This is a genomic window from Rossellomorea sp. DUT-2 (assembly GCF_052665285.1).
Genome location: NZ_JBQPEO010000001.1, coordinates 694,919 through 715,457, shown reverse-complemented (window position 1 = coordinate 715,457; position 20,539 = coordinate 694,919). Strand labels below are relative to the sequence as shown.

The window sequence follows — 20,539 nt, the reverse complement described above, 5'->3', positions numbered from 1 at the left end:
TACATTCTATAAAATGAATGGTTTCTCTTAAGGTAGCATACTTTCATTACGAATTTTGTAGAATTATTTGTTTTAATATTTAGAAAATTCAGTTTTCAATCGACAAAAAAACAGGCTACCCTCTTGATTCATTCATTCTCATTCCTGAAGGTCTGTGCAAGAGCATTTGAACTTTCCAAATAAAAAACAGCCTTCTCTACTGAAAAGGCTGTTTTTGTCGATAATCGTTATGAACTTACTGACTTCATCTCTAGTAATTGTTTCCTTCTAGGTCTGTATTTCACTATTTGTCCCACAAACCAAATCAAGACTGCCAACCAAATGACGGAACCAATCATCATTGCTGTTGAATAGGGTAGACCAAAACCTTCTGGAGCGTAAAAAATATACGAACTTACAACTCCTGTCATAAACAGTGCAGGAATACTGCAAATCCAGTGGAATCTTGCTTGACGTAATAAATAAATGGCAGCAGTCCACAACATAACGGTTGCTACTACCTGGTTGGACCATCCAACATATCTCCACAGGAAGGTATAGTCAATTTGAGTAAGTAAAAACGTAGGGACTGCCACCGGAATAACTAACAAGACCGGCAGCCATTTCCCTTCAACCTCTTTCTTACGTACGTCTTTCAGTAAATCAGCAAGCATCATTCTTGATGATCTTAACGCAGTATCCCCAGTTGTGACGGGAAGAATGATTACACCCAGGACAGCAAGTACTCCACCTAACGTGCCTAACGTCGTTTTGCTGATTTCATTTACCACTCCTGCAGGTCCGCCGGCTGCCAATGCTTCTTGAAGCCCCGCTGTTCCATTAAAGAATGCCATACCTGCTGCAGCCCAGATCAATGCGATGATTCCTTCAGCCACCATTGCTCCATAGAATACTTTTCGTCCTTCACTTTCTTTTTTTAAGGTTCTGGCTAAGATGGGACTTTGAGTGGAATGGAATCCAGAGATTGCCCCGCATGAAACGGTAACCATTAACAAAGGCCACAAAGGTAAATCATTTGGATGTAAGTTTTCAAATGTTAGATTGGGGACTGGATGTTCAAAGAAAAACAACCCAATCCCAATCGAAACTGCCATAAAGATAAGGATGGCTCCAAAGAACGGATAAACCTTTCCAATAATCTTATTAATCGGTAAGACAGTCGCAATGAGAAAGTATGTAAAAATAATGATAAGTGACGTCATAAAATTAAGCGGTGTCACCTCTGCCATTAGTTGTGCTGGGCCCGATGTAAAAGCAGCGGCTACGAGAATCATCAGCACGATCGATAAAATGTTCATAACGGATTGTACAGGTTTTCCTAAATATTTTCCTACGATAGAAGGAAACTGAGCTCCATTATGCCTAAGTGATAACATTCCAGAAAAGTAATCATGAACCGCTCCCGCAAACAGGGTGCCAATCACAATCCATAGGAATGCCACCGGCCCATACAAAGCACCTAAAATTGCCCCGAAGATCGGACCTAACCCCGCAATGTTTAACAATTGAACCAGGCTTGCTTTCCACCAGCTCATGGGCATATAGTCCAAGCCGTCCTTCTTTGAGTATGCAGGAGTCACATTGCTATCATCAATACCGAAAATACCCTCTACCACCTTTGAATAAATGAAATAACCTACTACTAGAATACAGATGGATGCAAGAAATGTTAGCATCACGATGTCCTCCCTTCAGTAAATGAATTTAACGTTTATTTTAATATGAGAAACGACAAAAAACAACAGAATTTTCTAAAAATATTATTTCTTCCGAATTAATAAATAATTTATATATAAGCTAAAGACTGTCAAATAAACAATGTAAGGGATTACATTGTTCGAAAAAAGTTTCTTAACATAATACATATATAGTGAATCTATTTGCTTGAATCGACACTCTTTTAAATAAAATCACAAAAATAAAATACACCTCTCAGAAGAGGTGCATTTTACATGTTGGAAGCTACTGTACTTTTCCTTTTGCAAATTCTTCATGAGCTTTTAAAAATTCTATATTATTCCTTTCCCTTGCAATTTCCAATGGAGTACGGTCATTCCCTGAATGTATCTCTCGTCCATCCCCGTGAGCCAGTAACAGGGACACAATTTCTTCACTTCCGTCGAAAGCAGCAATATGTAACGGTGTGTGCCCCGATGAATCGGGCTGATTGACATTCGCTCCCTGTTTTAATAAAAACTCCAACAGTTCTTTAGAAGCTTTCCCGGCGATTCCAGCATGTAAAGCCGTATTAGAAGGAATGTAGGAAACTTTCGAATTTGATATGGAATTGATATCCGCACCAAAATTCAGAAGAAGCTCGACGATCTCCTTATGACCATAATGTGCAGCCACTCCTAATGCAATTAAACCTTGTTCATTATCTGCGTTACATAGATTTGTGTCATTTCTCAATGAAAGTTCTACTGTCTCTTTGTCACCTGTTTCAATTGCTTCAAAAAATTCTTGAATGGTAATTGATGTCATTACACCCACCTCACTTTCACATAATTATAAATATTCTATCAATTATATTTAAAAAAAGATAGGGATGACTCCTAAAATGGGGAGTCATCCCTATAAAAAATTACTGATCCAGTTTAAATTTAGCCAAAGCATCAGCTAATGCAGTGTTGACCGGCTCATCCTTCTGCTGTGATTTCAAATACTTATTTACATCCTTTTTGTTTGCTTTGCTATTCTTTTCTTTTTTTCTTCGATCGTTAAAGGTTGAAAGTTTCTCTCTATGCCCACACACACAAGTGAACATCTGCCCTTCCCCTTCTCCTCTTAGATCTAAGCGTTTATGGCAATTAGGGCATCTCGCATTGGTTTTTTTGCTAATATTTTTGCGATGACCGCACTCGCGATCTTGACAGACCAATTTCTTCCCATGCTTATTTTTTATTTCCAGCATCAGATTGCCACAGTCAGGACATTTCGTTCCTGTCAGATTATCATGAGAGAATTTCTTAGTAGAGTTCTTAATTTCATTAACCGACTTATTCGTATAATCTTTAATCTCTTTTAAGAATACTTGTTTATTAAGAGATCCATTTGCGATTTTTTCAAGCTTTTGCTCCCACTCTGCTGTAAGTGTCGGGGATTGTAATTCAAGAGGGGCCAATTCCAATAATTGCTTTCCTTTAGAGGTAATCAGAATTTCTTTTCCTTTCGGTTCAATCACTCCTGAGTTAAAAAGCTTTTCAATTATATCTGCCCTTGTCGCAACTGTACCCAGTCCCCCTGCTTCATGTATGGTGTCGAGAAGATCTTTGTTACTTTCTTTCATGAATTTCTTTGGGTTTTCCATAGCGGATAGAAGTGTTCCTTCATTAAAACGGCCGGGAGGATTCGTCTGCCCTTCTGTTTCTCTTATAGACAGAACGGAAAATATATCCCCTTCTTCCATTTTTGATAGCACTTGATCTTTTTCTGAATCAAAATCATATACTTCTTTCCAACCGATTTCTACAATCCGCTTTCCTTTCGTCTGAAAGGTTTCAGTCCCAATCGAGGCTTCTATCGTCGTTTGTTCATAAAGATATGGAGGGTAGAATACAGCTAAGAAGCGTTTCACGACTAGATCATAGATCTTTCTTTCACGGTCCTGTAACTTTTGTAGGAAAGGTGTCTCCTCCGTCGGTATTATGGCATGGTGATCCGTCACCTTTTGGTCATCAACGTATGCTTTTGAAAGCTGTTTTGAACTCTGCAACGCTAAATGAGCCATTTTACGATAAGGCTGTACGCTCACTGCTTTCAATCTGTCCTTCAATGTCGCGACCATATCGCTGGATAAATGTTTGCTATCTGTTCTTGGATAAGTCACTAATTTATGTAGCTCGTACAATTTCTGCATAATGGAAAGTGTCTCTTTAGCAGAATAGCCAAAGATTTTATGAGCATCTCTTTGCAATTCTGTTAAGTCATATAAAGAAGGAGCGTGATTTTTCTTTTCTGATTTTTTTACTGATTGAATAGTGATTTCCTTTTTGTCCTTCAATAAAGCCATGACGTTTTTCATTTCGTCTTGAGAAAATGTTTTCGTATCTTTATTTTTACGGTTTGACCAAATAAAGGTACCGCGATCCGTCGTGGCCTGTATGCCATAATACGTTAGTGGTTTAAAGTTCCTGATTTCTTCTTCCCTCTGTGCAATGATGCTTAACGTAGGTGTTTGTACTCGTCCACATGATAGCTGTGCATTGTGCTTGGTAGTCAAAGCCCTGGTTGCATTCATTCCCACATACCAATCGGCTTCAGATCTCGCTTGGGCAGCTGCAAAGAGATTTTCATATTTTTTGGCATCTTCCAGTTTATTGAATCCGTCTTTAATCGCTTTGTCGGTGACAGATGAAATCCATAACCGTTTCAGCGGTTTATTTACCCTGGCCTTCTCAATGATCCAGCGGGCAACAAGCTCCCCTTCCCTTCCGGCATCAGTGGCAATGACGATTTCTTTGACATCCGGACGGTTCATTTGTGATTTCACTGAGCTAAACTGCTTCCCTGTCTTCTTAATGACCACAAGGTTAAGGGATGGGGGAATCATAGGCAAATCCTCAAGCTTCCATGCTTTGTAGCGGTCATCATAGCTTTCAGGCTCTGCTAATGTGACTAAATGTCCCAGGGCCCAAGTGACGATATAGTCGTTTCCTTCTAAGAATCCATTTCCTTTTTTCGTACACTGGAGTACTTTGGCAATATCTCTACCGACAGAAGGCTTTTCTGCCAGGACTAAAATCTTTTTCATGTAAAAAATCCTTTCAATACTAGGTGTTTTGTTTCTATATCTTTTCTATTTTAACATACAATAAAATGAATAGTATTCTAGAGTTCAGACCAATCACCTTTACAGGTGGTTGGTTTCTCCCACGAAAAAAAGAGCATCTAGAGAGATGCCCCCTGTACTGTTTACCATCCCTTATGCGATAAATTCCCTTTAACTCTGAAGAAGAAAAAACTAGGAAGAGGCCGTCTTCCTAGTAAATGCTATTCTTCGTCTCCTTCTAAGAAGTCTGGATCTAACTCTTCAAATTCTTCATCATCTAAGTCGCAATCCCAGTCTTCATCGTCACAACCTTCAGGATTTACAAGGACACATACTTTCGTTTCTCCTATAACTTCCACTAGGAATTCACGTTCGACGTGAACAATGATTTTGTTACCATTTGGTGAAATAACCGCTTCGCAGCAATTCGGCTGTTGCAGTACTCGAGCACATACTTCAATATCATCTAAGCAATCAGGATCACGGTATTTCAACTTAATGCAGTCTGTATACTGTACTCTCTCTGTTACAACGGATGTCTTTGTGTTGTCACTGTGGGAGTACCATACGTTGATATCGTATGAACCGTGAATTTCAACCTTCTTGCCAACTTTGTGTGCTTCATACTGATGATTAATGATCCAGCAGCCTAAAATGCTCGATGGATTATGCGGCGGGCTAATCGTATGATGAGACTGTGTGAATTTACGTCCCTTCGCTACGACCGCTTTAGTAATAATCTCTCTATATTCTGCCATTCGAGCGAACCTCCTCATTCATTTTCAATTCATCTTATGCGACTATCTAGGTGTTTGTGCGAGTAAATTTAATTACATAATGGGATTGTTGCGAGATAATGTATTGTATGCGAATACCCATTGAATGTTCCGGAATGCACTACCCGCCACCATAGAAAAATGGTAAACTAAGATTCAGCAATGAAGTGTTGATTCGAAGAGGAGGATGTATTTATGTCAAAAAGCAAGGCAAGACGAAAAAGGGATCATGTCCTTAGAAATACGGGCCGGGATGTGACGAGGCTCCGAAGTACCTTACCAGACTTTTCTATAATGGAGCGCACAACTAAAACGAAAAAAGAAACATTAGCAAAAGATCAAACTAAACACAAAAAACGATCTCCGCAAGAAAGGGACATTCCTTTAAGCAGAGATCGTTTTTATTTTAATTATCCACCTATTTACACAATTCTTCTATTAAGAACAGCTTCCAGGCGTTGAGTTTTTCACTTGTGATCCGGTTTCACCACGGAGTAAGTCTCCCCCGGTGGTTTCAATGATTTGATCCGTCACATTATTAGAAATGACGGAAGCAACAATTTGCAGTAAATCATTCACGTCCGTTTGAGACTCTTTAAATTGTTGTACGACTGGAATGGCGTCGATTTCTTTTTCCAGATTTTCAATCTTTTCTTCAACCATTTTTAATGCTTCTGTCTTACCATAGTGCTGAAAGTTAACCGCTTGTTTTTGTAAGCTCTTAATACTTGCGATCATTTCACGCACTTTTTGATTTTCGTGAATCTGAGCTTCTGCTCGTTTAAAGAAATCCACTTCTTCTGTTTCAGCAATCATCGTTGCAAGCTCTTCTGCCCGCTTCATAATATCGTCTTTTGTGTACTTTGCCATATTAATTCACCTCTACCGGTTCTTGAAATTCTGATCCAATCAGGCCTTTTTCGACCATTTCCCCATCCAGTGACCACGATTTAGCATCTGTGATCTTAACCTTTACAATTTTTCCAATGGCTGTTTTAGGAGCCTTGAAGTTGACAAGCTTGCTGCGTCGGGTATAACCGGCAAGGATGTCAGGGTTTTTCTTACTTTCTCCATCCACCAGTACCTCGACGATATGTCCTTTATAGTTCTTCATCGCTTCAGCAGAGTATTCCTTCACAACTGCATTTAATCGTTGAAGCCGTTCCTTTTTGACTTCCATCGGTACATTGTCATTCATTTTCGCCGCAGGGGTACCTTCCCTAGGAGAATAGATGTACGTAAAGGCCGATTCAAATCCAACTTCCCGATATAAAGAAAGTGTTTCTTCAAATTGCTCGTCGGTTTCATTCGGATATCCGACGATAATGTCAGTTGTAAGAGCAACGTCCGGCATCGCTGTTTTAATTTTCCTTACTAATTCCAGGAATTGCTCACGTGTATACTTACGTGCCATGATTTTCAGAACATCTGTCGAACCGGATTGAACCGGTAAATGAATATGCTCAACCAGATTCCCTTTTTTCGCAAGGACTTCTATTAAGTGATCATCGAAATCCCTAGGGTGGCTCGTCGTAAATCGAATGCGTGGAATATCCACTTTTCGAAGGTCATCCATTAAATCTCCTAAGCCATATTCAAGACCCTCGATATCTTTACCATAGGCATTCACGTTCTGTCCAAGAAGTGTGATTTCCTGATACCCCTGGGCGGCAAGTTGTCGTACCTCTTGAATGATTTCTTCAGGACGGCGGCTTCGTTCCTTACCCCTTGTGTATGGAACGATACAGTATGTACAGAACTTGTCACAGCCGTACATGATGTTCACCCATGCTTTAATGTTACCGCGGCGTACCTTCGGAAGGTTCTCGATGACGTCCCCTTCTTTAGACCAAACTTCTACGACCATTGCTTTGGACATATAAGCATCGGACAGGATTTTAGGAAGACGGTGAATATTATGGGTTCCAAAAATCATATCAACCTGCTGGTATGTTTTCAGGATTTTATTCACAACGGATTCTTCCTGGGACATACACCCGCATACACCGATTAACAGCTCAGGTTTTTCCCGTTTCAAATGCTTCAGGTGCCCTAATTCCCCAAACACCTTATTTTCGGCATTTTCACGAATCGCACATGTATTTAAAAGGATCACATCTGCATCATCAGTCGAATTCGTCGCTTCATAGCCCAATGCCATGAAAATCCCTGCCATCACTTCTGTATCATGTTCATTCATTTGACAACCGTACGTACGAATATAGAATTTCTTGCCTTTTCCTAAACCTCTATATTGATCATCAATCGTAAAGTCATTATGATATTTAATTTCTTCCTTCCCACGCTTTTTGGCATCTGTTAACGATGGTGGGATATAGACACTTTCAAAGTATTTACTGTAGTCCTTTTCGGATTTTTGGTCCGGTGGAGTAACAGACTTCGATTGTTGTCCATGCTTTCGTTGCTCTTCGTTCATGAAAAATCCCCTTTCTACCTCTATAACCAAACCGCTTATCTTCTATTATAAAATAATCTAAGAAGATATACATTCTTGCACATTATAATAGTATAAAGGTTTTTGAGGCTACATACAATAGAGGCGCTTAAGTGTTGAAATTTGTTCGAAACTTCCAGCATACCTGGATAAATGGGCTTTCATCCATGTAACTCCCCTTCCAAATGGTGCATAACGTAAAGTAAGACAAATACCCAGGGAGGAGATTCAAATAGCAAAGGATAAAATAAAGACGCCTATGTATCACATTGAAAACCAAGAAAAATTATACCTCCATTCCAAAATAGATGAATTGAATCAAACCGTTGAAAGATTACAAGAAAGCTATCTGTATGCAGAGGTTCAGCATTATAAAGAACTTTTCACTTTAAAGCTTCACCAATTGGAGCACCTAAACGAGGAGTTAGAAGTAAACCGGGTTTCTGAGGAAGAACTTATGAGGGATCGAAATAGATTTAAAGAAGGGAAAGAGAAGCTTGAGTATCAAGTGAATGAGCTTCATCATCAACTACACGTCAAGGAAAATTTCCTTATAGAGAAGGTTGAAACGGTTAATGAATTAGAGCAAAAGCTGCTTCGGACCGAGATGGAGCGAAAAAATCTATCAGTATCTTTATCCTTATTAGAGGATGAAGTGAAAACACTTCAGGATAAGCTTATCAGCAAGGAAGAATCCCTTTTGGAACAAGGTGAAACGGTAAAAGAGTTGGAGAAAAAACTGGTTCAAACTGAGGTAGAACGGAAAAACCTGGCCCTTTCCATGTCCAGGCTGGATGAAGAAAGAGATTCACTCCGTCAACAGCTTTACCATAAGGAAAGGCTCCTGCAAGAGAAAGCTACATCCATTTACGAACTAGAAAAAAAGCTCCTTCATTCGGAAAATGAACTCAATAGCCTCTCACTTTCATTATCCAAGCTGGAAGAAAGTCATAACAAGTCATCAACTGAAAACAAAACGTTACTAAATGAAAATCAAACATTACTGCAACTAAATCAATCGTTAAATACGAAAGTCCATAGTCAACAACAGCATATTTCGGATATAAATGCTGCTTTAGCTCATTCCGAAGAAACGAAGAAAGAAATGTTCTATAGCCTTATTTCTAAAACAGAAGAGTTAGAAAAGCTGATGTCTGAGAGAAAACATACTCTTGATTCTTTGCAGTTCGCAAAGGATCAGTTAGTGGAAGCAGAAAAGCAAAAAATGGAGTATATAAAAACGTTTATCAGCGAATATCAAAAGCAATTTGAAGAGAATGAGTGGTGGTTTTCCACCCAATTTGCCGATATTGATCAACGGTCAAAACAACAAGCTGAACGGATTGAAGCGGTCGAGCAGGAGCAAGAGCTTCACTTCATCCACCAGAATGAAGCTCTAATGGAGAAATTTAAAGAAGTCGAACAGCGATTTATAGAATTTATTGAAGAAGTGGATTCTATCCGTGACCATAATTCCATAATGACTCACAATCTATTTGAACTGAAACGCTTGGTTGAGAACCAAAAGAGAAGTCAGACTCATATAATTAAACCTCGTCAAAAAGCTTCCTCAAATAAGATGGGTACACAAAAGGATGCCAGTTCAAGAGAATGACGACAGTAATAAAGAAAGTTGCCCAGGGAGACCCTGGGCAACTTTTTATTGTTAATAGGTAATCATGATTTTATTGTTTGAACTGAGCTGGAGCTCTTGTTCTTCAAATAACACAAACCCTAAAATAGTAGAAGTTTCCTGTTCTTCAAGATTTTCCAGCGTAAATTGCAATCCCTCCACTGTAATTGTTTCACCCGGCGGGATGAATGATTCCTGTATAGATTCAATCCAATAATCGCCAGTTGCGTATGCCTTTTCCAGCCAGTCTTTCCCCATATACTTCCATCCTTGTGCACCGTTTTGACCTTGAATGGAAAAGATATCACTCATTTCGGGGGGAAGGATCTGTCCTCCAATTTCAATTTTATCAGGAGGGTTCATTCGAAAGCAGATTTTTGGATTCAATAAGTCTACGTTTCCGGTATTCTTTATAAAAAAGCCGGCTTTGATAGAATATCTTTCCAGTTTTCGATTAGGTAGTACATGATAATCAAAATATATTTCAGCTGAAGGCTTTTTTACCTGGGCTTCTCGAATTTTCCTGTCCGCTTTCTGCTTTTTGATTTCTTCGTATTCTTTATCATCAATCTGGCTATGCCTATTTGGCTTCTGCATCTCGCCCTTATTTATTCCGGTATCCTCTACAAGCTTATCTGTCGTTTTTAATAAATGCAGAACATCCATATCGAGTAAGGTAGGTTTTTGCTTCCCCAGTAGTGTTTTTAGTACACAAGTCGTCAAAATGGAAGGACCTTCATTAAGTAGGAATTCCTCATCCTTACACTGCACGGAACATCTAAGATGTGGAATTGAGTGGCGCTCGGGCAATAAATAATACCCATTGAAATGCAGCTCATCCTTATAGAACGAGAGATTTTTTTTGACATTGATGGAATTCAGTTTTTCGTTATATCCTAATGAAACAAACCGTTTATCGTTCTTTGGTTTGCTCAACACTAGTTCAATAAATAGATCCCCCTCACTAGGCTCTTCAGTATTTCCCACTATTGAAATATCAACCCCATAATGAGTTAATACCTCTTTCACCTTTTCATTAATCTCATGATTTATGTTTTCATTCGATGTATTCACTGATAGCCATACTTTTTTTCCATGAAGAGAACTTTTCACTTCCACCATTTGTTCCTCTTTGTTCCAATTGAAATGGTAATTATTTTCCGTACAAAAAAACCGGATGGCTGATAAGGTATAGGCTGGAATAGATCCCCAATCATGTTCATTGATCTTTAATTTCATGTTAATGCTCACCACCCTATTGATGTTGTCTATGTATCTTATGAAAACTGAGAATGAAATATGATTTAGTTCTTTCATATGTAACAAACACCTATATTGATGCGCTTGGGTTTATGGTTCATCCAGTACTTTTTCAGAGGAAGTCAATCAGAACCTAATGATCGAAAATACTATTATTATATGTTTCTCCTTACGTAGCGGTACTGAAAAAGATGCCTTCGTTTCGACTGTAGGCTGATGTTTGTTTTATACTACAGCCCTCTCCTCTCACTGTTTTTCACATAAACTAGTAAGAGTCAGGTGATCGATCTACACTTCATCATTTGATAGGTGATGATCATGTTACTGGTCCGCATTATTAATAAAATCGATATTTTATGAAAGGAGAAATTATTATGATTACCCCACATGGCGGTAAACTCATTGACCAGGTCGTAAAAGGGAAAGAACGTGATGAGCTGTTGACTCGTATGTCCTCCCTTCCATCCATCACGTTGGATTCATGGGGGCTTTCCGATTTAGTCCTGATTGCCACAGGTGCCTTTAGCCCCTTACAGGGATTCATGAACCAAAAAGACTATCTGAATGTGCTGAAAGACATGCGATTGGCAAATGGGCTGGTATGGAGTTTACCCATTACGCTCCCTATTTCTAATGAGGTGAAAGATAGTCTTTCACTTGGTGATACCGTTTTTCTTAAAGGAGAGGATGGAGTAGTCTACGGTATGATGGATATACAAGAAATGTATGAATACTGTAAAGAAGCGGAAGCACTTTTCGTATTTAAAACATTGGACAAACTTCACCCCGGTGTTCAGAAGACCTTTATAAAAGAGGATGTGTATGTAGCTGGACCCGTTAAGCTTCTTCAATTCCCTGATTGTTTTAGAAGGGATTTTCAAACACCAAAACAATTAAGGGAACGATTTACAGAGTTAGGTTGGGACACCATCGTCGCATTCCAGACAAGGAACCCCATACACCGTGCCCATGAATACCTTCAAAAAACAGCCCTGGAAAATGTCGATGGATTATTGATTCACCCATTAGTAGGAGATACAAAGCAAGACGATATCCCTGCAGAGATTCGAATGAAAAGCTATAAAATACTACTCGATGAATACTATCCTAAAGATCGGGTCCTATTGTCTACTTTTCCTGCAGCGATGAGATATGCAGGGCCTCGTGAGGCTGTATTCCATAGTTTAGTACGGAAAAATTTCGGCTGTTCGCATTTCATTGTGGGAAGAGATCATGCAGGAGTTGGGAATTATTATGGAACATTTGATGCTCAGGAAATCTTCTCCGAATTTACAAAAGAGGAGATAGGAATAGAGATATTAAAATTTGAACATGCATTTTATTGTATTAAGTGCGCTACGATGGCGACTACAAAAACGTGCCCTCATGATGAAGAATTTCACATTCATTTGAGCGGAACCAAAGTACGCAAAATGTTAAAAGATGGAATCATGCCACCTAAGGAATTTTCGAGACCAGAAGTGATTGAAGTACTAATTAATGAAATGAGCCGTGATTCATAGATCAAGGTATACACAAGGAGTCGACATCATGATAGAATTTTATATTGTAATATTTGGAATGATTGTTATGCTTTCATGCCTGGTCTTTGAATTGGAACGGCCCGAAATCGTTCTACCCGCAACTCTTCTCCTATTCGTATTAACAGGTATCATTACGCCTCAGGAAGCTACAAGGGGCTTTTCTAATGAAGGGATGCTGACCATCGGTTTATTGTTTATAATAGCTGGTAGTATTCAAAACAGCGGAATTGTCGATCACGTTTTTCAGTTGTTGCTGAATCATTCAACTTCAAGAAAACACGTACTTGCAAAGATTCTCTTCCCAATCTCTTTCCTATCAGCTTTTCTTAACAATACCCCCATTGTCATTGCCTTCACCCCTCTTGTTAAGAAGTGGTGTGAAGATCATCATCTTTCCCCTTCGAAATTCCTGATCCCACTATCTTATGCGACAATTCTTGGCGGTACTATTACACTCATCGGAACATCGACGAATCTTGTCGTGCATGGTTTACTTCTAGATCATAACCTTCGGGGCTTCACGTTTTTCGAACTTAGTAAGATCGGGGTTCCAATAACCCTCGTTGGTTTATGTTACCTTATATTTTTCAGTTCTTACCTGTTGCCAGTCCGTCAAAGCAGCCCCATTAAAAACCTAGATTCCTTGAGGGAGTTTACAGGTGAAATCCTAGTACTTGAAGAATTCCCATATATCGACAAGAGTGTTGAAGAGGCCAGATTAAGGAGCTTAAAAGGGCTATTTCTTGTCAGTATCATTCGTGATGACGAAATCATTACCCCTGTCACAAATGCAACCATTCTTAAAAAATATGATCGTTTAATTTTCATAGGGGACATTACGACAATCACAGAGCTTCAGTTCAGTAAGGGGCTTCAACTACAAAGCAATACCGGTTCATACTTCCCTTTTCATCAATTGGTGGAGGCTGTCGTATCACATCATTCAACCCTATTATATAAAAAGATCAAAGATACAAATTTCAGGAGTAGACACAATGCGGCCGTCATCGCTGTCCATAGACAAAATCAGCGCATAAAAGCCAAAATTGGAGATGTTGTGTTAAAACCTGGAGATATTTTGTTACTCGTTACGGGATCTGATTTTCATAAAAAAGTCCATACAAATGACTTTTATTACGCATCACCTATTGAAAATAAAATCAGCACCCACAGACATTCAAAGCAAGGATGGTTCTCTATCGCATTATTAGGCACTATGATCCTTTTGGTGACACTGGGCTTTATATCTATGCTGACAGGAATGGCATGTACCGCTTTAGTATTATTTCTATTGAAGATTGTATCTGCCCAAGAGGTGAAAAATGCTATCCAATGGAATGTATTGTTACTGGTTTCCTGTTCGTTTGGCATTGGCTATGCCTTAATAAATTCAGGTGTTGCCACTTATATTGCTACTTTATTAATGGAGGCTTCCAGACCTCTAGGAGTATTTTCCATTATTCTGGCTGTCTACCTTCTCACCAATCTATTCACTGAAATGATGACTAACAGTGCAGCTGCAGTCATGATGTTTCCTATTATTCTGGAAGTATCAAGGACAATGGATTTAGATCCGATTGCATTGGCAGTCACGGTGACCATTGCTGCTTCAGCAAGTTTTGCAACGCCAATCGGTTACCAAACAAACCTGATTGTATATGGTCCCGGAGGATATCATTTTAAGGATTTCCTTAAGGTGGGCATACCACTGAATATCATTACGATGCTCACAACTGTAGTGCTGATATATTTCTTTTGGCTATAAATTCCGGAAATGAAGGAGGTAAAAAGGTGAAGAAAAAGAATATTAAATGGCATGAGGGAAAAGTAGAGAAAGCAAATCGACACAAGTTATACGGACATAATAGTGCATTGCTTTGGTTTACGGGATTGTCCGGCTCAGGAAAATCAACCATTTCAGTAGAGCTTGAAAAAGCATTGCACGAACATAGGATTCACACTTACCGACTTGATGGCGATAATATTCGACATGGATTAAATCAGGACTTATCATTTTCAATAGAAGACCGTAAAGAAAATATCAGAAGAGTTGGAGAAGTGTCAAAACTGTTTGTCGATGCAGGAGTATTAACATTAGCTGCATTCATATCCCCCTTTAAAGTGGATAGAGCATTCGTGAGATCTCTTTTCCAAAAACAAGAATTCATTGAGATTTATGTTCATGCAAGCGTTAAGACATGCATAAAAAGAGATCCTAAAGGGCTTTATCAAAGAGTGGTTAAGGGTGAAATAAAAGGCTTTACGGGAATTGATTCACCCTACGAAATTCCTGAATCGCCTGAAATCATCGTTGACACAGAATGTCAGACCGTTGAAGAATCTGTAGAGCAAATCGTCCAGTATTTAAAGAACAATAAATTGATTTAAAAGCCTTATTTAAAGGAGTCTTTCATAAGGAGTTGAAACGATTTGGTGAAGGACATAATAGAAATTGCGGTACAAGCGGGTAAAAGAATTTTGGAAGTATACGACGATACGTATAACATTCATCAAAAAAAAGATTTATCACCCTTAACTCTTGCAGACCAGTTGTCCCATGAATATATAAAAACTGAACTATGTAAGCTCTCGATAAGTATCCCGATACTCAGTGAAGAAGGCGACACAATCCCCTTTAAAGAGAGAAAGAACTGGACTTCATTTTGGTTGATTGACCCCCTGGACGGAACGAAGGAGTTTATCAAGAAGAATGATGAATTCACCGTCAATATCGCTCTCATCCAAGGGAATCGACCAGTATTGGGGGTAATATACGCCCCTGCCCTTGATATTCTGTATTATGCTGAAAAAAACAAAGGCGCTTTCAAGATAATGCATGCGGGTACTTCCAGGGATAGAAAATCGACATTGATCATTTCCTCATCCTCATCGAACAAAAAAGTACTCATATCCAGGTCCCATCTATCCAAAGCCACTCAGGACTATATTGAGCTTTTACAAGTACAGGAAGGGAAACTTGAGTTCACTTCTATTGGAAGTTCCTTGAAGTTCTGTATGATTGCAGAAGGTAGTGCTCATTACTATCCCCGATTAGCACCTACAATGGAATGGGACACAGCTGCAGGTCAAATAATTGTAGAAGAGGCAAACGGGCAAGTGGTAGAATATGAGACAGGCAATCCTCTTGTATACAACAAGGAAATTATCACTAATCCCCCTTTCCTCTGTTCCATTTCTTAATAAAATTCCGGCTGCTAAGAAAAGCAGCCTTTTTCTGCATTCACGAAAAAACCGTTTTCCCCATACACTACCGTAAACTATATCAGAGCAAAGGAGCGATACTATGGGAAAAGAGCCTCCAAAAGTATCAATCATTTTTCCAGTACGCAATGAAGGTAAGAATGTGAAAATGACTTTGGACTCATTGTTTACGGTTAAGACAAATATTGAGATAGAAGCAATTATAGTGGACGATGGTTCGACAGATAAGTGCTGCAATTTTCTGGAAAATTATTTACACCGGCACAAAGTGACGTATATCCGTGCAAATGCATTAGGTCCGGCAAATGCCAGAAACTTGGGGGCTTCAAGAGCTAAATATCCATATTTAGCATTTTGTGATGCTCATATGACGTTCGAAAATTTCTGGATTGACCGTTTAGTTTACCATATCGTCAAAGGGACAAGCGACGCTGTATGCCCTGCCATAGGATCCCTTGATGATCCATCCATCAAGGGATATGGCCAATCCTTGACTCCTGCACTCAAAATAAAGTGGCATCAAAAACGGAATTCATTGTTTGAAACAGCCGTATTACCAGGGGCTTGTATCATTATATCCCATAAGGTGTTTAACGATATCGGTGGGTTCGAAACAGGGTTTTCAACCTGGGGACATGAAGATGTGGAATTATCGCTCAAATTATGGCTTTTTGGATATCGCTGTCACTGCGATCCACAGGTAACAGTTCTTCACTTATTTAGAACTGTTCATCCTTACAACGTTAATTATGAAGGAATTTATTATAACCTATTAAGAATGGCTTACCTTCATTTTGATAATAAAAGGATAAAAAAAGCGAAAACTCTTGTCATACACGGTTCGCCTGCTGTCATTGAAAAAAAAGTGATCAAAGACGGTGTACTACTTAAAAGGGCTCAATATGTAGGCAGAAGAAAGATCGATATCGAAGATTTGTTCAAGAAGTTCAACATTTACTTTTAGTGAACACCAATATCTCATTACGACATAAAGTTCCAGTCGCAATGAGATGCCCGCTTAATGGTTTTCGAAGTACTCGAGGATATCAGTCAAACTTTCTTGCAGTGATAAGGTGGGTTCCCACAATAATTGATGAAGAGAGGAATTTTCAAAGTGAATGTCAGGTGTGTGGTGAAAGTGTTCGGTGAATAATGGAAGATCACTTTGTGAAAGCTCCTTCAACATTTTCGCAATCTTTAAAAAAGTGAAGGTTTCACCTCTGGCTATTGTATAACTATGATTCCTTTTTCCTTTATGCAGAATTAAATCGTAGGCTACAATGGCGTCCCTTACATCTACAAAATCTCTATGATCAAGGATGTTATGAAAGTGAAAAGTTTTCGATTTATCTTTCCGATAATCTAAACATTTTTGGGCAAGCAGAGAGCAAATGCCATTTGAATTCCCAGGTCCTATCAAATTGGAAGGCTTCGCTATTCGTACGTCCAGATCATAGAACGTTGACCAGCTGGATGATACAAGAATTTGCATATATTTAGATAAGCCATATGGATGATTGGGATGTTGTGATTGACATGGATTATACTCGATAACAGAGCCAACGATGAGAACAGTGGATTGGGGAGCAGCTTTTTTTACTGCTTCAAGAAGATTCATCGTTCCTATTACATTTGTATTCATGGTGGATATCGGTTCTTCCCATGAGCGACCACTATGATTCTGAGCAGCAAGGTGAAGGATAAAACGCGGTTGAATAGATTTAAGCATATCACTCAAAGCATCTGCATTCATCAAATCACAGTCCACGTGCCGAACATTTTTCTGGGGATGTTGATGGTGACGAACTGCACCGTAGACCTCATAGCCTTTATTAACGTAATACTTACATGCATGATTACCTGTAAAACCAGATGAACCCGTAATGAAAACCTTATTCATTCCCCTTTCATCCATTCTCGAAGTTCATTCAGCATCTCCCTGTAGCTTTTCACCGGAAACTTGTAATCCCTTCTTGTATGAATAAGAGTCTTATCATGCACTGGTTCGTCTACAGGGATAATATCTACTTCATCATGTTCGAAAATTTCCTTGAATAGAAGCAGGAGCTCATATTTGGATATCTTTTGATCAACACTTAAATGGTACAGCCCTGAAATATTCTCCACAATCAAAGCTTGAATGGCCTTTGCCAATTCAAGAGTCGTTACACCATTCCAGAAGACATTTTTATATCCTTTTATATTCCCTCTCTGTTGAAGGAACCAATGAAGGAGACCGATACCGTCCTTTTTCAATTCCGGGCCTATGATGGAAGTACGGACGGTCAGATGAGGCGGAGTTTCGATTTCGCCAAGTGATTTTGATTGGGAATAAACGTTCCAACCATCTTTTTGGGCATTTTCAGTATAATTTCCTTTGTCTCCAGAAAAGACACAGTCTGTGCTGATATGGATCAGCTTACCTCCATATTCATTTACCATATCCATCAATAAGTGAGGTAAAAGGCTGTTCACTTGAATGGCTTCCTTAACATGAGTTTCAGCGTAATCGTTAAGAAGTCCTGTGGCGTTGATGACGATTTCAACCTTATGCTCCGACACAACCTTTCTTACGTTTTCCAGATCCCTAACATCTAATAAGATACCTTTGGGATCTTCTTTTCTAACGGTATATAAAACGTGATGGCCACAACGTCTCAAATATTCTACTATGACATGGCCAGCCATTCCGTGTCCCCCCAGAACGAGGATATTCATTCTAGAAAACCCCCATCTTTCAGCATTGTTTTGATCTGATCATAATGAATGATATTGTCACTGGAAGAATACGTATCTAAATCTACTTGGGGGAAGTCCTCGTAATATTCCATTAACCCCTTGATAGGTATGGTCGGGAGGATGACAAAATACTCGTTATCATACACAATCGTATTATGACTTTCAAATTCCGTTAAGAGAAGCTCGTGGAGTTTCTCTCCTGGACGGATTCCCGATTCCTCCACTATCACTTCCTTGTCAGGAGAATACTGATCAATCAATACTTGGGCAAGATCGATGATTTTACACGTCGGCATCTTCATAACAAAGATTTCTCCTCCATGACTTTCAAATGTTGCTTTAAAAAGAAGTTTAATAGCATCCTTTATTGTAAGAAAAAAACGGGTCATTTTTTTATCTGTAATACCAATTTTGGATTTGGTCTTGATTCCATGTTTAAATACATGTATGACACTTCCATTTGTACCCAATACATTTCCTCCGCGAACACAGACAAACTTTGTTTTATCCGTTAATACATTTGCATTAATGATCAATTTCTCACCCATTGCTTTTGTGAATCCATAGAAATTGGAAGGATTCGCGGCTTTATCAGTGGAGATGTTGATGACCTTTTCAACATTATTTTCAATTGCTGCATCTATAATATTCTGAGTGCCCATTACGTTTGTTTTCAATGCCTCCAAAGGCTGGTATTCACAGACAGGAACGTGTTTAAGAGCAGCCAGGTGAAAGATATAATCGACCATCCTAGTTGCTTCTGAAACCGCTTCTTTGTCTCTTACATCCCCAATGATGAAGGTCAACTTAGGATGATTCTCAAATTTTTGTTTCATTAATACCTGGCTCGTTTCATTCCTGGAAAATATACGAATCTCCTTTGGATCTTTTTCAAGCAGTTGAGATACCAGTTCATTTCCCCATGATCCAGTACCACCCGTTACAAGAATTGTTTTATTAGTAAACAATGTCTGAACCCCCTAGTAGAATATTAATCACTTTATCAGAAACATTTGTATCAAGATACTCGGCTGGACAAACCCACTTTGATGGTTTTGAGCACATTACTTTCACACCATTTAAAATGGCCGTTTCCTTTAACCCTGAAATGAAATTGCTGCCGCAATCCACCGTTTCCGGCCGTTCAGTTGTCTTTCTGACCGTTACAGTCGGAATATGAAATATACAGCATTCCTCTTGAACTGTCCCACTGTCTGTCAACACACAAAATGCGTTTTTCTCAAGTTTTATGAAGTCAAAAAATCCGAATGGTTCGTGAAGCCCGATTAATGGATGTAATTGTAAATGTGGGGATGAATGTAGTTTCGATCGAGTTCTAGGATGAGTACTGAGGATAATCCGCTTTTTATAAGTTTCGGCCAGCTGATTAAGTGCATTCACGATAGTAGTTAAATGTGTCGGGTTATCAACATTTTCTGCACGGTGGATAGTCGCCAGGAAATATTCTTTTTTTTCTAAAGTTAACTCTTGAAGGATGGAGCTACCCTCGATCTGTACATCATATTGGTTAAGAACTTCGAAGATCGGGTTCCCTGTAATGATGATTTTACTGGATGTCATGCCCTCATTGAGTAAATTAGTCTTGCTGTATGGTGTGTAAACAAGATTATAGGAAGATACGGCATCAATAATTTTCCGGTTTTTTTCTTCAGGTACATTCAAGTCAAAACAACGATTTCCAGCTTCCATATGGACGACAGGGATCATCATTCTTTCTGCGAGAATTGCGCTCAAACCGCTATTTGTATCCCCCAACACCAGCACCTTGTCCGGTTTTTCTTTCAGTAAGATTTTCTCCAGCTCTTTAAATAATGATGAAAGTTGTTCTCCAAGTGATTGTTGTTTACCTGCCAACACATAATCCGGCTCTCTTAATCCCAGTTCTTTAAAGAAGATCCCATTTAGGGAGTGGGTAAAGTTCTGCCCTGAATGGACAATAATATGGTCATCCGCCAGCAAATCCAACTTCTTCATGATTACACTCAGTCGGATGATTTCAGGCCGTGTTCCCAAAACAGTTACAATCTTCATGATCACCTCTCCTTTTTCTTCCTCTTATATATTTATGTTTTGAAGGGGGCCATGTCCTAGACTACTCTCTCTATTTTCAAAAAAGGC

General features: G+C 39.1%; 17 protein-coding genes. 6 read left to right on the top strand and 11 right to left on the bottom strand.

Annotated features, from left to right (window positions below; translation table 11 throughout):
• Positions 1 to 227: 227 nt before the first annotated feature.
• The 6 genes from ACOSV2_RS03610 to miaB form a co-directional block, all read right to left on the bottom strand.
• Positions 228 to 1,676: a carbon starvation CstA family protein gene (locus ACOSV2_RS03610; RefSeq protein ID WP_428974279.1), complete on the bottom strand. Its 1,449-nt coding sequence runs from the start codon at positions 1,674 to 1,676 to the stop codon at positions 228 to 230.
• Between the two features lie 286 nt (positions 1,677 to 1,962).
• Positions 1,963 to 2,484, bottom strand: coding sequence for an ankyrin repeat domain-containing protein (locus ACOSV2_RS03605; protein ID WP_428973936.1), 522 nt, complete (start codon positions 2,482 to 2,484; stop codon positions 1,963 to 1,965).
• Between the two features lie 100 nt (positions 2,485 to 2,584).
• The gene (locus ACOSV2_RS03600) at positions 2,585 to 4,753 is read right to left on the bottom strand and encodes a DNA topoisomerase III (RefSeq protein ID WP_428973935.1); all 2,169 of its coding nucleotides are present in this window, start codon (positions 4,751 to 4,753) and stop codon (positions 2,585 to 2,587) included.
• Between the two features lie 239 nt (positions 4,754 to 4,992).
• A complete protein-coding gene (locus ACOSV2_RS03595) occupies positions 4,993 to 5,529 on the bottom strand; it encodes an outer spore coat protein CotE (protein WP_113968133.1) in 537 nt (178 codons plus the stop codon).
• Positions 5,530 to 5,985: 456 nt separating this feature from the next.
• Positions 5,986 to 6,417, bottom strand: a complete 432-nt coding sequence (locus ACOSV2_RS03590) for a RicAFT regulatory complex protein RicA family protein (protein WP_113968135.1) — start codon at positions 6,415 to 6,417, stop codon at positions 5,986 to 5,988.
• 1 nt (position 6,418) lies between these two features.
• The gene (gene miaB / locus ACOSV2_RS03585; protein WP_428973934.1) at positions 6,419 to 7,984 is read right to left on the bottom strand and encodes a tRNA (N6-isopentenyl adenosine(37)-C2)-methylthiotransferase MiaB; all 1,566 of its coding nucleotides are present in this window, start codon (positions 7,982 to 7,984) and stop codon (positions 6,419 to 6,421) included.
• A gap of 277 nt (positions 7,985 to 8,261) precedes the next feature.
• Between miaB and ACOSV2_RS03580 the strand changes: the two genes are divergently transcribed.
• A complete protein-coding gene (locus tag ACOSV2_RS03580; protein WP_428973933.1) occupies positions 8,262 to 9,617 on the top strand; it encodes a hypothetical protein in 1,356 nt (451 codons plus the stop codon).
• 51 nt (positions 9,618 to 9,668) lie between these two features.
• On the opposite strand, the gene ACOSV2_RS03575 is transcribed toward ACOSV2_RS03580, so the two are convergent.
• Positions 9,669 to 10,874: a hypothetical protein gene (locus tag ACOSV2_RS03575; RefSeq protein WP_428973932.1), complete on the bottom strand. Its 1,206-nt coding sequence runs from the start codon at positions 10,872 to 10,874 to the stop codon at positions 9,669 to 9,671.
• A gap of 395 nt (positions 10,875 to 11,269) precedes the next feature.
• Between ACOSV2_RS03575 and sat the strand changes: the two genes are divergently transcribed.
• The 5 genes from sat to ACOSV2_RS03550 all read left to right on the top strand — a co-directional run bounded on the left by sat (position 11,270) and on the right by ACOSV2_RS03550 (position 16,625).
• Positions 11,270 to 12,418 (top strand): sulfate adenylyltransferase, encoded by a 1,149-nt coding sequence (gene sat, locus ACOSV2_RS03570; protein ID WP_428973931.1) that lies wholly within the window; start codon positions 11,270 to 11,272, stop codon positions 12,416 to 12,418.
• A 28-nt stretch (positions 12,419 to 12,446) separates the two neighbouring features.
• Positions 12,447 to 14,204 carry an SLC13 family permease gene (locus tag ACOSV2_RS03565; RefSeq protein WP_428973930.1) on the top strand — a complete coding sequence of 586 codons (1,758 nt, stop codon included), beginning with the start codon at positions 12,447 to 12,449 and terminating at the stop codon, positions 14,202 to 14,204.
• Between the two features lie 26 nt (positions 14,205 to 14,230).
• Positions 14,231 to 14,827 (top strand): adenylyl-sulfate kinase, encoded by a 597-nt coding sequence (gene cysC, locus ACOSV2_RS03560; RefSeq protein WP_428973929.1) that lies wholly within the window; start codon positions 14,231 to 14,233, stop codon positions 14,825 to 14,827.
• 45 nt (positions 14,828 to 14,872) lie between these two features.
• Positions 14,873 to 15,640: a 3'(2'),5'-bisphosphate nucleotidase CysQ gene (gene cysQ, locus ACOSV2_RS03555; protein ID WP_428974278.1), complete on the top strand. Its 768-nt coding sequence runs from the start codon at positions 14,873 to 14,875 to the stop codon at positions 15,638 to 15,640.
• Positions 15,641 to 15,743: 103 nt separating this feature from the next.
• Entirely contained in the window at positions 15,744 to 16,625 is an 882-nt protein-coding gene (locus ACOSV2_RS03550; protein WP_324748159.1) for a glycosyltransferase family 2 protein, read from the top strand.
• Positions 16,626 to 16,679: 54 nt separating this feature from the next.
• On the opposite strand, the gene ACOSV2_RS03545 is transcribed toward ACOSV2_RS03550, so the two are convergent.
• The 4 genes from ACOSV2_RS03545 to wecB are packed head-to-tail and all read right to left on the bottom strand — an operon-like array spanning position 16,680 to position 20,452.
• Positions 16,680 to 17,561, bottom strand: coding sequence for an NAD-dependent epimerase/dehydratase family protein (locus ACOSV2_RS03545; RefSeq protein WP_428973928.1), 882 nt, complete (start codon positions 17,559 to 17,561; stop codon positions 16,680 to 16,682).
• Positions 17,558 to 18,379 (bottom strand): dTDP-4-dehydrorhamnose reductase family protein, encoded by an 822-nt coding sequence (locus ACOSV2_RS03540; protein ID WP_324748157.1) that lies wholly within the window; start codon positions 18,377 to 18,379, stop codon positions 17,558 to 17,560. The genes ACOSV2_RS03545 and ACOSV2_RS03540 overlap by 4 nt, the downstream gene beginning before the upstream one ends.
• On the bottom strand, positions 18,376 to 19,368 hold the full coding sequence (locus ACOSV2_RS03535) for a polysaccharide biosynthesis protein (protein ID WP_324748156.1): 993 nt from the start codon (positions 19,366 to 19,368) through the stop codon (positions 18,376 to 18,378). Before ACOSV2_RS03535 ends, ACOSV2_RS03540 begins: the two co-directional genes overlap by 4 nt.
• Entirely contained in the window at positions 19,358 to 20,452 is a 1,095-nt protein-coding gene (wecB, locus tag ACOSV2_RS03530) for a non-hydrolyzing UDP-N-acetylglucosamine 2-epimerase (RefSeq protein WP_428973927.1), read from the bottom strand. The genes ACOSV2_RS03535 and wecB overlap by 11 nt, the downstream gene beginning before the upstream one ends.
• Positions 20,453 to 20,539: the final 87 nt, after the last annotated feature.

Coding starts and splice junctions, on each gene's coding strand:
- ACOSV2_RS03610 (WP_428974279.1), bottom strand. CDS start 1,676: ATGCTAACATTTCTTGCATCCATCTGTATTCTAGTAGTAGGTTATTTC.
- ACOSV2_RS03605 (WP_428973936.1), bottom strand. CDS start 2,484: ATGACATCAATTACCATTCAAGAATTTTTTGAAGCAATTGAAACAGGT.
- ACOSV2_RS03600 (WP_428973935.1), bottom strand. CDS start 4,753: ATGAAAAAGATTTTAGTCCTGGCAGAAAAGCCTTCTGTCGGTAGAGAT.
- ACOSV2_RS03595 (WP_113968133.1), bottom strand. CDS start 5,529: ATGGCAGAATATAGAGAGATTATTACTAAAGCGGTCGTAGCGAAGGGA.
- ACOSV2_RS03590 (WP_113968135.1), bottom strand. CDS start 6,417: ATGGCAAAGTACACAAAAGACGATATTATGAAGCGGGCAGAAGAGCTT.
- miaB (WP_428973934.1), bottom strand. CDS start 7,984: ATGAACGAAGAGCAACGAAAGCATGGACAACAATCGAAGTCTGTTACT.
- ACOSV2_RS03580 (WP_428973933.1), top strand. CDS start 8,262: ATGTATCACATTGAAAACCAAGAAAAATTATACCTCCATTCCAAAATA.
- ACOSV2_RS03575 (WP_428973932.1), bottom strand. CDS start 10,874: ATGAAATTAAAGATCAATGAACATGATTGGGGATCTATTCCAGCCTAT.
- sat (WP_428973931.1), top strand. CDS start 11,270: ATGATTACCCCACATGGCGGTAAACTCATTGACCAGGTCGTAAAAGGG.
- ACOSV2_RS03565 (WP_428973930.1), top strand. CDS start 12,447: ATGATAGAATTTTATATTGTAATATTTGGAATGATTGTTATGCTTTCA.
- ACOSV2_RS03550 (WP_324748159.1), top strand. CDS start 15,744: ATGGGAAAAGAGCCTCCAAAAGTATCAATCATTTTTCCAGTACGCAAT.
- ACOSV2_RS03545 (WP_428973928.1), bottom strand. CDS start 17,561: ATGAATAAGGTTTTCATTACGGGTTCATCTGGTTTTACAGGTAATCAT.
- ACOSV2_RS03540 (WP_324748157.1), bottom strand. CDS start 18,379: ATGAATATCCTCGTTCTGGGGGGACACGGAATGGCTGGCCATGTCATA.
- wecB (WP_428973927.1), bottom strand. CDS start 20,452: ATGAAGATTGTAACTGTTTTGGGAACACGGCCTGAAATCATCCGACTG.